Origin of the sequence: Rhizobium sp. SG741 (assembly GCF_012275435.1) — a bacterium.
GTDB classification, from domain to species: Bacteria; Pseudomonadota; Alphaproteobacteria; order Rhizobiales; family Rhizobiaceae; genus Rhizobium; species Rhizobium lusitanum.
This window is the reverse complement of sequence record NZ_JAAZQP010000002.1, coordinates 585,035-596,975: the sequence shown is the minus strand read 5'-3', so window position 1 is coordinate 596,975 and position 11,941 is coordinate 585,035. Positions and strand designations below refer to the sequence as shown.

General features: G+C 61.6%; 11 protein-coding genes. 2 read left to right on the top strand and 9 right to left on the bottom strand.

Annotation, left to right across the window (positions count from 1 at the left end):
• Window positions 1-16 precede the first annotated feature (16 nt).
• From FHT29_RS08140 to FHT29_RS08110, 7 genes are all read right to left on the bottom strand, one after another.
• The gene (locus FHT29_RS08140) at window positions 17-1,315 is read right to left on the bottom strand and encodes an LLM class flavin-dependent oxidoreductase (protein WP_168599535.1); all 1,299 of its coding nucleotides are present in this window, start codon (window positions 1,313-1,315) and stop codon (window positions 17-19) included.
• 31 nt (window positions 1,316-1,346) lie between these two features.
• The gene (locus tag FHT29_RS08135; RefSeq protein ID WP_168599569.1) at window positions 1,347-2,687 is read right to left on the bottom strand and encodes an MmgE/PrpD family protein; all 1,341 of its coding nucleotides are present in this window, start codon (window positions 2,685-2,687) and stop codon (window positions 1,347-1,349) included.
• 11 nt (window positions 2,688-2,698) lie between these two features.
• Window positions 2,699-3,487 carry an amino acid ABC transporter ATP-binding protein gene (locus FHT29_RS08130; RefSeq protein ID WP_047554828.1) on the bottom strand — a complete coding sequence of 263 codons (789 nt, stop codon included), beginning with the start codon at window positions 3,485-3,487 and terminating at the stop codon, window positions 2,699-2,701.
• Between the two features lie 9 nt (window positions 3,488-3,496).
• Entirely contained in the window at window positions 3,497-4,270 is a 774-nt protein-coding gene (locus FHT29_RS08125) for an amino acid ABC transporter permease (RefSeq protein WP_112440354.1), read from the bottom strand.
• On the bottom strand, window positions 4,267-5,016 hold the full coding sequence (locus tag FHT29_RS08120; protein WP_168597385.1) for an amino acid ABC transporter permease: 750 nt from the start codon (window positions 5,014-5,016) through the stop codon (window positions 4,267-4,269). The genes FHT29_RS08125 and FHT29_RS08120 overlap by 4 nt, the downstream gene beginning before the upstream one ends.
• A gap of 29 nt (window positions 5,017-5,045) precedes the next feature.
• The gene (locus FHT29_RS08115) at window positions 5,046-5,882 is read right to left on the bottom strand and encodes a transporter substrate-binding domain-containing protein (RefSeq protein WP_037192190.1); all 837 of its coding nucleotides are present in this window, start codon (window positions 5,880-5,882) and stop codon (window positions 5,046-5,048) included.
• A 168-nt stretch (window positions 5,883-6,050) separates the two neighbouring features.
• On the bottom strand, window positions 6,051-7,463 hold the full coding sequence (locus FHT29_RS08110; protein WP_168599534.1) for an XRE family transcriptional regulator: 1,413 nt from the start codon (window positions 7,461-7,463) through the stop codon (window positions 6,051-6,053).
• A 208-nt stretch (window positions 7,464-7,671) separates the two neighbouring features.
• Here FHT29_RS08110 and aceA point away from each other — a divergent pair, with 208 nt between their 5' ends.
• Complete coding sequence (gene aceA, locus FHT29_RS08105; RefSeq protein ID WP_168599533.1) at window positions 7,672-8,961, top strand: isocitrate lyase; 1,290 nt, start codon at window positions 7,672-7,674, stop codon at window positions 8,959-8,961.
• A gap of 27 nt (window positions 8,962-8,988) precedes the next feature.
• Window positions 8,989-9,234, top strand: coding sequence for a hypothetical protein (locus FHT29_RS08100; protein ID WP_037192196.1), 246 nt, complete (start codon window positions 8,989-8,991; stop codon window positions 9,232-9,234).
• A 71-nt stretch (window positions 9,235-9,305) separates the two neighbouring features.
• On the opposite strand, the gene FHT29_RS08095 is transcribed toward FHT29_RS08100, so the two are convergent.
• Together FHT29_RS08095 and FHT29_RS08090 are read right to left on the bottom strand one after the other, a co-directional pair.
• Window positions 9,306-10,268 carry an asparaginase domain-containing protein gene (locus FHT29_RS08095; protein WP_168599532.1) on the bottom strand — a complete coding sequence of 321 codons (963 nt, stop codon included), beginning with the start codon at window positions 10,266-10,268 and terminating at the stop codon, window positions 9,306-9,308.
• Window positions 10,265-11,716, bottom strand: coding sequence for an amino acid permease (locus FHT29_RS08090; protein ID WP_037192201.1), 1,452 nt, complete (start codon window positions 11,714-11,716; stop codon window positions 10,265-10,267). The genes FHT29_RS08095 and FHT29_RS08090 overlap by 4 nt, the downstream gene beginning before the upstream one ends.
• Window positions 11,717-11,941: the final 225 nt, after the last annotated feature.

The following is an 11,941-nucleotide window of genomic DNA, read 5'->3' as shown; positions in this document are numbered from 1 at the left end:
TATGCCTCGGCGACCGTCACGCCCAGGCAGGCCGCGTGAGACCGAGATGATCGCGCAGCGTCGTACCTTCGTATTCACGGCGGAAGAGGCCTCTGTCCTGCAGGATCGGCACAACCTCGCGCGTGAAATCCTCAAGGCCGGCCGGGAAGAATGGCGGCATGACGTTGAAACCGTCCGCAGCGCCGTTTTCGAACCATAGTTGCATGCGGTCAGCGATCTCTTCGGCCGTGCCGAGCACGATGTGATGGCCGCGGCCGGCCGCAACGCGCAGCGCCAGTTCTCGGATCGTCAGCTTTTCGCGGCGGGCAAGCTCGGTCAAGAGCTCCGCACGGCTGCGCAGCTGGTCCGAGATCGGCAGGTCGGGCAGCGGGCCATCAAGATCATACTCGGCCAGACTATGGCCAATCCGTTCTTCCAGCAGCGGCATGGCGCTCTTGATGTCAGTCCAGCGGTTTAGCACGTCGAGCTTCTCACGCGCTTCGGTAACGGTCCTGCCGATGACAGGCAGGAAGCCCGGCATGACGGCGACGTCATCGGGGCTGCGCCCAAAGCCGACCACCCTGCTCTTCAGGCTCTTGTAGAAGGCCTGCGCCTCGTCGAGGCTCTGCTGGGCGGTGAAGACGATATCGGCCGTGCGGGCGGCAAGATCCTGGCCTGGACCCGAGGATCCGGCCTGGATCAGGATCGGATGGCCCTGCGGCGAGCGCGGGATGTTGAGAGGACCCTTGACCGAATAATATTTGCCGGCGTGATCGAGCACGCGCACCTTGGCGGGGTCGGCATAGACGCCGCTCTCCTTGTCCTTCGGAAAGGCATCGTCTGCCCAGCTGTCCCAGAGGCCACGCACGACGTCGACGAACTCTTCGGCCACAGCATAGCGCTCGTCATGCTCCGGGTGGCTCTTGGAGAAATTGGCGGCCGTGCGCGCATAGGACGTCGTCACGATATTCCAGGCGGCGCGGCCATGGCTCAGATGATCGATCGAGGCAAAGGCGCGAGCCAGATGGTAGGGTTCGCCATAGGTGGTGGAGGCGGTCGCGGCGAGGCCGATCTTCTCGGTCACCATGGCGAGCGAGGCAAGCAGGGTCAGCGGCTCGAAACGGGCGATCATCGACGGATGGGCATCGAGGCCGCTCGTCAGGCCGTCGGCCAGGAACAGCATGTCGAACTTGGCAGCCTCGGCAATCTGCGCGACCCGGCGCAGGAGATCGAAGTTCTCGCTGCCGGCTTCCGCCTCCGGGTGGCGCCAGCCGGACACGTGATGGCCAGCACCTTGTAGGAAAAGGCCGAGATGGATCTTGCGTGTCGTGCTCATGGATACATGCCTTGCGTTTCTTGGAAGAAGATCAATTCAGACTGTGGGCCAAAAGCGCGATAAGGCGATGAAGATCGTCCTCGCTGCGCATGGTCCTCACAAGGTCGGGAATAGCCGATACGGACGGATGGTTATCGGTCGCATCGCGGAATTTTTCGGTCGGATCGCTCAAGCCCGGCAAGCCCTTGAACTCGCGGACCAGACGGCTTCCATCCTTGAGCTTGATCTCGGCAATCACGAAACGTGTCTTCGGATCATTCGACATGCGCGGGGCCGCCTCATGGTGCCGGCGGCGAACACGCCGCGCGATCGCAATCAGGTCGTCGCGCACCGGCGTCTCACCGAAATGGCTGATCTTCAGCGCACCATCGACCAATGCCGTGGCAAAGACATATTCGGCGCTGAAGCGGGCATCGATGCCAGTGGTGGGGTTTATGACGACCAGCGCCGCATCACCGCCCGGCGGAAAGGTAAGGAGGACTTCGTCGATCAATCCGGCATCCAGTTTTTCCCCATGAAGCTGAAGACCGATCATGCCGACGGGATGGCTTGCGGTGCAGCATGGGAACGCCTTGAGCGTCAGACCCGGAGCGACGATCTGCCATGGCGAACCCCATCCCTCCACCGCCATCCGCGGCCGCTCTTCGCCAAACGCGAAGGCCGAAAAGAAGCCGATCGGATTGTCGAGGAAATCCCTGGCGCCGCCAAAGCCGGCCTTGGCAAGCCTGGCCGACAGCAGGCCCGAGCGAGCCGCCATGCCGGCGTGATAGGGCTTGGCATCATGGCCGAACTGCAGGCGCAGGCCGCTCGAATGGGTGGCGGCAAGTCCCAGTGCAGTGGCGGTCTCGGCGACCGAGTAGCCGAGCACATGAGCAACGGCCGCCGCAGCGCCGATGGTGCCGAGCGTCGCGGTCGCGTGGAAACCGTTCTCGTAATGGCGCATCCCGAGCGAGAGGCCGAGGCGCGCCATGGCTTCCAGACCAACGATATAGCCGGCGATCAATCGGTCGGCCGACAGGCGCTCTTCCGATGCCAGCGCAAGCAGCACAGGCACGATGACGGTCGTCGGATGACCTCGGACGCTCGCATGCACATCATCATAATCGAGCACATGGCCAGCATGGGCATTGATCAACGCCGCCGTCAGCGCATCGGTGCGACGCCCCTGCCCGATAATGACGGCCTCGCCCGCACCCGCCGGCAGCTGTTCCAGCAGGATGCGCGTCGTGCGATCGGATGCGCCGCCGAAAGCGCAGGCCAGCCAATCGACGATCGCCTTGCGTGCCGCCGCAACGGCGGCTCCATCGCTCAGCGGTTCGGCTGATACGATGGCCTCGGCGAAAGCTGTGGTCAGCGGAAAGGTCTTTTCCATCATCGATCCCTTCAGATGCCTTCGCCGTCTTCCAGCGAGGCACGCCCGCCGGCAAGTCCGTTGACGAAACGGCGGATACGCGCGTTCGTGGACTTCTGGAAGATATCCTCCGGAGACCCCTGATCAACGATCAGGCCGTTCTCAGTGAAAACAACGACATCGCTGATCTCTTCGGCAAAGCGCATTTCATGCGTGACGAGGATGCTGGTCATGCCCTCCTTGACGAGATCGCGAATGACGGCAAGCACCTCGCCGACAGTTTCAGGATCGAGCGCGGAGGTTACCTCGTCGAACAGGACGAGATCCGGCCGCATCGCAAGAGCCCGCGCGATCGCCACGCGCTGCTGCTGCCCGCCGGAAAGCTGCCCCGGAAACATCTGCGCCTTTTCGGATAGGCGCACGCGTGCCAGAAGATCCCTGGCGTGACGTTCGGCCTCTGCCCGATCGACGCCGAGGATGCGGATCGGCGCGATCGTGATGTTGTCGAGCACGGACAGATGAGGGAAGAGATTGTACTGCTGGAAGACGATCCCGATCTTCTGCCGCAGCTTGATGCGCTCGGCCTCGTTGCGCATCTGATCGACGCGCACGCCGTTGACCGTAATGTGTCCGGTCTGCGGCGCAACCAGCGCGTTGATGCAGCGCAGGATCGTCGATTTGCCGGATCCGGAAGGACCGATGATCGAAACAGTCTGTCCCCGGGCGACCGTCAGGTCGATGCCTTTCAGGACCTCGGTGGATCCAAAGGCGAGATGCACGTTAGCCAGTTCGACGATCGGATTGGTCTGAGCTTGGCTCATGCCGGCTCCTTATGCTTTGAGGCGACGCTCGAGGCGGCGCGTCAGGCTGGAAATGGGATAGCAGAGGGCAAAGAACGCCGTCATCACTACTAAATAGGCAAGAACGGTAAAATCCAACCGGCGCACGGCAGTACTGGCGTCTGTCGCGGCATGCAGCAACTCATGCACGCCGACCAGCGAGGCGAGCGCGCTCGCCATGGTGATCGAGGCAAAGAGGTTCATCCAGGGTGGCAGCGAGCGGCGGGCGCATTGCGGCAGGATGATCCAGCGCAGCGCCTGCAGCCGGGAAAAGCCGAGCCCCTTTGACGCTTCCCATTGCGTCGTCGGGATCGATTGGATGGCCCCGCGCGTGATCTCGGCGACATAGGCGCTGGCCGGAATGGCAAGTCCGATCACCGCCTTTAGCCAGTCGGGAAAGGGCAGATAGTGGCCGAACACGACGATTTCGAAAGGAAAGATATAGGTCGTGGCAAAGATCAGCACCAAGTGCGGCGCGTTGCGGAAGACCTGCACATAGAGAACGACCGGATAGCGGACGATCTTCAGCGGCGTCAGCTCGAGAATGCCGAGCGCCACGCCCAATAAGGTCCCGCCCGCCATAGCGAGTAGGCTGATGAGGATATTCATCAGGAAGCCGCTGCCGAGGTAGGGCAGCCATTCGATCAGCACATGCAGCAGCGAGAGATCGGCAAGCAGCCAAACGACAGCCGCCACGACCAGAGCGCCAAACGCCCAGACCAACCAGTTGCTCGAAGGAGCGGAGGAGAGTTTTGCGACGCTCATGTGCCGACCCCGAAGCCCGGCACAGCGAGCCGCTTCTCGACCCAGCGCCCGATCCTGGCTACCGCAAGATTGATGGCGCTGAAGAACAGCAGAATGACGATCATCAGCTCGACGACGTTGTCGCGCTGGGTCCAGACCATGATCGAGGCATAGGTGATCTCGCTTACCGCGATCGCATTGCCGACGGTGGTCAGCTTCACCAGATTGATCATGTTGTTGACGATCGCCGGCAGCGAGGCCCTGACGGCAAGCGGTATGGCTACGAAGCGCAGGATCTGCAGGCGGGTAAAGCCGATCGCGCGGGCTGCCTCCACCGTCTGCTCCGGCACCGCCTCGATGCCGGCGCGAAGCGCATCGGCATGAAGCGCTGCCACATGCAGCCCAACGACCGCGACCACCCAGAAGAACGGCGTCAAAGGATTATGCTGCGCACCGCCGAGCCCATTGGAAACGAGCGTGTTCAGCACGAGAAAGCTGAACATCAGCTGCACCAGCGTCGGCGTATTGCGGGTGACTTCGATGAAAGCTCTGACCGGCGCGGACAAGGCCTTGCGGCCGGACGTCAGCATGGCGGCAAAAATCAGGCCAAAAAGCAGGCTGATCGGAATGAGCAGCACAATCAGATAAAGCGTGGTGATGAAACCACCACGCCAGATCTGCGATTCATAGCCGCTGGCCAGGAACTCGTAGTGGAGCCCAATCTTGCCAGTCCAGTCGATGAAGGTCTGAAGAATCGAATTCCCCATGCAATCAGCTCCTCAAGCGACCGACAAGGTCACTTGGCCTCGAGCTTCTTGTGTTCTTCTTCCAGGAAGGTCGTGTTGAGCAGGCGGTTCGCCTTGGCATAGTCGAGAAGCTTGCCGTTGGCATGCAGCTCAAGGATTGCCTTGTCGAGCGCAGCACTCGTGTCGCCTTCGCCCTTGCGCAGCCAGATCACCGAATCCGACGGAACGAGCTCAGTGGGGAATAGGATCTTGTAGTCCTTCCAGTCTTCCGGGCGATCCTGAAGAAGCAGGCCGACCGTCGCACCGACATGCACGGCCGCAACGCAATTGCCGCCCTGCAGCGCCAGAAGCGATTCCGGCTGGCTCGGCAGCGCCTTCACTTCGGCGCCGTATTGTTCGATCAGCGGCTGGGTGTAGTTCGAGCCCTGAGAAACACAAACCGGCTTGCCCTTCAGGTCGCTCCAGTCCTTCAAACCGCTGTCCTTGCGGCCGACGGCGGCGCCGCCGCTTCGGTCATAGGGCGTCGGCACGTAATCAAGGATCTTGGCGCGCTCTTCCGTGTACTGCATGTTGGCAATCAGGATGTCGACCTTGCCCTGCTGCAGAAACTGCACCCGGTTCGGCGGCGTCACCGTCACCGTTTCCAGCTTGACGCCGAGCTTGTCGGCGAGCGCCTTGGCGATGTCGAGGTTATACCCCTTCTGCTCCTGGCTTGCCGGATCGATATAGCCGAAAGGCGCACCTGACAGGATGACGCCGACCGTCAGCGCGCCGCGCCCCTTGATGCGATCGAGCGTCGCATCAGCGTGGGCGATCGTGGTAAAAAGCGCGCCGCAGGAAAGAGCAGCGGCAAAAATGGCAGCAGATGTTCGCTTGGCAAAATTCATGAATGTCAGGCTCCTTGTCTGCGCGGAACCTAGAGAGGGCGAGCGCACCACGCGAGGAATCAAATGCTATTTATAGAGGGATCGGCGCAACAATTGCCTATATAAACCATAGATTTTAACATGCTTCCTTTGCCATTACGCCGGCGCCGATAACGACAGCCAATGCGATCATTGAAAATCAAAGACACTGAGGCCCGCCGCCATTTCGTCGAGGCCAAGCGGGCGCGTCACGGGTGGTTCGGCTCTCGCCAGACAGCCCTGACGCTCACACAGTCGACAGGCCGGACCGATCGTCACCGGTGTCGAACCTAGCGCCTTGCCATAGATGACCTCATCGCGATGGGCAATGTCGCAGCCGATGAGAAGTGCCGTGCGGCGCACCCTTTCGCCAAAGTCCGCCTGAGGACCTTCAACGGTGCGCGATATCGTCAGAAAGCCTGCACCATCGGGCATTTCCGTCGCCTCGACCAGTATCTGCCCTGCCTGGGCGAAGGCGGCGTGAATATTGAGCTTGGGACAGCCTCCGCCGAAACGAGCCTGCGGAAAGCCCTGCGCACCCGCCTTGCGCAGGCGATGGCCGGCGCTGTCGATTTCCATCAGGAAGAAGGCGACGCCCGAGGCGCCGGGGCGCTGCAAGGTCGTCAGACGCGTGGCGGCCTGCTCGTAGGAAACCCCGAAGCGGGTGCCGAGCCCATCGATGTCATAATGCAGGCGCTGCGCTGCCGAAAGATAGGCGCCATAAGGCATCAGCAGAGCATGCGAAGCATAGCGCGCCAGCTCGAAACGGGCGATCCGCTTGGCTTCAGGCGTCGAGAGAGTGAGCGAGTCCAGTTCAGCGGCAATCTCGTCACGCAATGCCAGCAGCGAGACCTCGGTTGCGATCTCCCGTAGCTGGTCGAAAGGCGACAAGCGCTCGGAAAGAAACAGGCGCATCGAATGGCGGTCGTAACGCCGGCGCAGGCCCGGCATGGCGCGCACCGGCAGCAGACGCACGGCAATGCCGTGCTCGCTTTTCAGCCACGTTTTCAGGGTGCCCGCCATGTCGTCGCCGGGTGCAAGACGTGAGTAGAACGCTTCTGAGGCATCCTCGATGCGGGCAAAGAAATTTGGCCGCCCCTGCAACCGGTCGTGCACCTCGTCGAGCGGCAGACGCGGGCCGGCGACATCAGCAACCCGGCCTTCGCGGGCCAGGAGTTCGGCGAGATCGGACAGCCTGGCCGCCTGCTCGCGATAGGCGCGATAGAGCCGGATCATACCGTTTGCCGCGTTTGGCGCGGCCTCAGCAAGCTCGATCAACTCCTGATCGGCGGGAATCTCGCCGACCAGCAGCGGATCGGCAAAGATCTCGCGCAATTGCCCGGCACTACCGCCCTGCTCGCCCTGTAATTCGTCAAGGTCGATCTTGTAGACACCAGACAGCTTCAAAAGCAACTGCACGGTCAGCGGCCGCTGATTGCGCTCGATGAGATTGAGATAGGACGGCGAAATATCCAGCGCCTGCGCCATGGTCGTCTGCGTCAGGCCGAGACCCATGCGGATGCGCCGAACCCGCGGCCCGGCAAAGATCTTGCGCTCAGCCATTTGTCATTCCCTTTACAAATTTTCGCTTCACCCAAATTTTACAAAATTTACAAATTTACTGACAGCCGCCGTCAACGATAGCACATCATAACCCTTTTATCTAATGCGTTCTTCCGGTTCTTCTGGTGTCTGGCGCTGCTATCTTGTAAAAATCGTCACGCAATCCACATCGATCAAACGATCAGCAGAACAGCCTTGGGAGATTCGCATGACAGATTTTTACAAACTGGTTCCGAACGCGCCTGGCGGACGCTTCGATGGTGTTGAGCGGCCCTATACGGTCGAGGATGTGAAGCGGCTGCGCGGATCGATCACCATTCGCCATTCCCTAGCAGAGACGGGAGCGAACCGGTTGTGGCAGCTCATTCATGAAGAGGATTTCGTCAACGCGCTCGGCGCGCTCTCGGGCAATCAGGCCATGCAGATGGTCCGCGCCGGGCTGAAGGCGATCTATCTCTCGGGCTGGCAGGTCGCAGCCGATGCCAATACTGCCTCGGCCATGTATCCCGACCAGTCCCTCTACCCCGCCAATGCAGGCCCGGAACTGGCCAAGCGCATCAATCGGACCCTGCAACGGGCCGACCAGATCGAGACCGCCGAGGGCAAGGGTCTTTCTGTCGACACCTGGTTCGCACCGATCGTTGCCGATGCCGAGGCAGGCTTCGGTGGTCCCCTCAACGCTTTCGAGATCATGAAGGCCTATATCGAGGCCGGGGCCGCAGGCGTCCATTTCGAGGATCAGCTGGCGTCGGAGAAGAAATGCGGCCATCTCGGCGGCAAGGTTCTCATCCCAACGGCAGCCCATATACGCAATCTCGACGCCGCCCGCCTGGCTGCCGACGTCATGGGCGTGCCGACATTGGTCGTTGCGCGTACCGACGCTGAGGCCGCCAAGCTTCTGACTTCGGATATCGACGAGCGCGACCAGCCCTTCGTCGATTACGATGCCGGCCGCACGGTCGAAGGCTTCTATCAGGTCAGGAACGGCATCGACCCCTGCATCGCCCGCGCCGTCGCCTACGCACCGCATTGCGACCTCATCTGGTGCGAGACGTCGAAGCCGGATCTCGAACAGGCGCGCAGGTTCGCAGAAGGGGTGCATCGCGCCCATCCGGGCAAGCTTCTCGCCTATAATTGCTCGCCGTCCTTCAACTGGAAGAAAAACCTGGACGACGCAACGATCGCCAAGTTCCAGCGCGAACTCGGCGCGATGGGCTACAAATTCCAGTTCATCACGCTTGCCGGCTTCCACCAGCTGAACTTCGGCATGTTCGAACTCGCCCGCGGCTACAAGGCCCGCCAGATGGCCGCCTATTCCGAACTGCAGCAGGCCGAATTCGCCGCCGAGGCTAATGGTTACACCGCAACCAAGCATCAGCGAGAAGTGGGCACCGGTTATTTCGATGCAGTGTCGCTGGCAATCACCGGCGGCCAGTCATCGACTACGGCCATGCACGGATCGACCGAACACGCCCAGTTCAAGCCGGCAGCAGAGTAATATTGAGCTCAACAGGAGGAGAATGACATGCCATCCATAGCACGCGTTCGCGAGAGAGCCGAGGAGCAATCTCTCACCATGAATGCCGACCAGCAGGCCGTTATCCGCATGCTGGCCAACGAGCTGCATCGCCTCAACCAGGCGGTCATGAATGCGGTCGACGCCGGCGTCTCCGTCGAGCTCGTCCGCTCGGCCCGCCACCATGGCGGCGATGGCAACTGGGGCGACCTGCTGATCCCCGTCGTCGTCGCCAACGCGGCACGGCCGGCTTAGGTCAGGAGCATCGGTCAACCATCTGCGGGCTGTGACCTCATCCGAGGGCCGGCCCGCTTACCATTGGCGCCCTATACGGTTGCGCCCGGATTGAAATCATCGAATGCCTGCGCCGTGAATTCGGCCGTTGCGCCGGAAGCGATAAGAGCGGCAAGCAAGATCCTGGCCTGCCCGGGTCTCAACGTCGAGGAATGGATAGCTCCGGCTTCGACAAGATCATGTCCGCCACCGCCGCCGCCATAGCTCGACATCAGCAGGCCATCCGGCACCCGGCTCGACACGACGACGGGAACGCCGGCGCCCTCGCAACGCTTGACGGCTTCGACCAGGCGGGAATTGGCATTGCCCGAGCCGAGGGCCGCAAGCACGATGCCGTCGGCCCCTGCCCTCAGGCTCGCATCCACGTGCACGGAATCGCAACCCGGATAGATCGCAACCATGTCGACGCGAACTTTGCCGAGCGATGTCGCGAAGCGCGGACTTGCCGGATTGTCGATTGGTCGCGCCTGTCGGAAAGCATCCACGACATCGGAGGAATATTTATAGAGCCCCCAGGCCGGCAGCAGCCTGCCGCCAAAACAGACGAGTACGCCGCGCCCCATATTGGCCTGATCGGCGGCGGCCGCAATGGCGGCTGTGAGATTGGCAGGCCCGTCAGCTTTGGGATGGTCCGCCGTGAATTGCGCGCCGGTGAACAGGACGGGCTTGTTCAACTCATGCTGCAAATGGACGAGCAGCGCCGTTTCCTCCATCGCATCGGTGCCGTGCAGGACGACGATGCCGCTCACATCGGCGTCGTCAAGCAAATCGCCGACCCTGTCGCTGATCTCCTGCATGTCGGCGAGCGTGAGGCTCGCCGAATCCTTCGCCATCAGCTCGATGGGCCTCAGCATCACCGGCATGTCGGGCAGCAGCGACAGCAGGCTTTCTCCCGTCAGAGACGGCTTGCTGGCGCCGTTGTCGGCACGCTCGCTTGCGATGGTGCCGCCGGTGGCAATGACCACCACCAGCGGATTGGTCTTTCCTGCGGTCACGCCTCACCCCGCTCGACCGCCAGCTGCTGGATACGGTCGCGCAGCAGATACCATCCGATCACCAGGGCCGGGGCGATCAGGACAAGCGAGGCGATCGTCCAGGTGCCAACCGGATAATCCAGCGCCATCAGCACCAGTACGGCAAACAGGAATACGAGGGTCAGAATGCCGGTATAGGGCGCACCGAACATGCGGAAATCCGGCCGCGCCATCTCGCCGCGCTGCGAAAGCTTCCACAGCTTGAGCTGACACAACACGATGACGCCCCATGCGCAGATGATGCCCAGAGCCGAAAGGTTCAGCGCGATCTCGAAAGCCGACGACGGAACGACGGCATTGAGCGCGACGCCGATGACGGTGACGGCGGCGGTGACCGCGATGCCGCCATAGGGCACGCCGGCCTTGTTCATCTTGGCAAGCGCTGCCGGCGCCGAACCGGAGACGGCCATCGAATGCAGAATGCGGCCGGTCGAATAGAGGCCGGCGTTCAGCGAGGAAAGCACGGCCGTCAGTACGACGAGATTCATGATGATATCGGCACCTTCGACACCGATGGCGCCGAAGAAGGTGACGAAGGGGCTCTCGCCTGCCTTATAGGCCGTATAGGGCAGAAGCAGCGATAGGAGCAGCACCGAACCGACGTAGAAGACGAGAAGGCGGGCGACCACCGTGCGGATCGCACGCGGCATGACCTTGCGCGGATCCTCCGTCTCGCCCGCAGTCGTGCCGATCAGTTCGATCGAGGCATAGGCGAAGACCACGCCCTGAATGATGACGAAGGCCGGCAGAATGCCGCTCGGGAAGAAGCCTCCGCTATCGCGGATGATGCTGAAGCCTGCCGAATGACCGGCAATCGGGGTTCCGGAGACGACGAAATAGATGCCGACGATCAGGAAGCTGACGAGCGCCAGGACCTTGACCAGGCTGAACCAGAATTCCAGCTCGCCGAAGACCTTGACCGACAAAAGGTTCATGAACAGCACGACCATGAGCGCAATCAGCGCGAATACCCATTGGTCGATGCCGGCGAGCCAGGGCACATAATGCTTGAAGAAATTCATATAGAGGGCAACGGCCGTAACATCGGCAACCGAGGTCATGGCCCAGTTCAGCCAATACATCCAGCCGACCGCAAATGCCATCTTCTCGCCATAGAACTCGCGGGCATAGGAAACGAAGGAGCCGGAGCTCGGACGGTGCATGATCAATTCGCCGAGCGCACGCAGCACCAGGAAAGCGAAGAAGCCGCAGATCGCATAGACGAAGATCAGGGCCGGACCGGCCGCGGCGAGCCGGCCGCCAGCACCGAGGAAAAGCCCTGTGCCGATCGCGCCGCCGATGGCGATCATCTGAATCTGCCGCGGCTTCAGCGCCTTGTGGTAGCCGAGATCTTCATCGACCGGTGGCCGGCGGTCCGCCGGCACATTCTGAATAGGTTCGACTGACATTGCTCCTCCCTTGAGCCATTTTTTCCGTAGACAGTTCCGGGTCTCGTACCCGACAGGATGCCTTTCAGTTGATCAGACCATCGATCGGCAGGTTATGATCGCCAGCCATCCTGTAATGCTGTATGACAGATTTTCCTCATAGACATTTTGTGGGGCGGAGGTCAAGTCGCGCACTGGCTTATTGACGTTGTTTGCCGCAGCAGATAACAGCTCCCTAAATCTGTC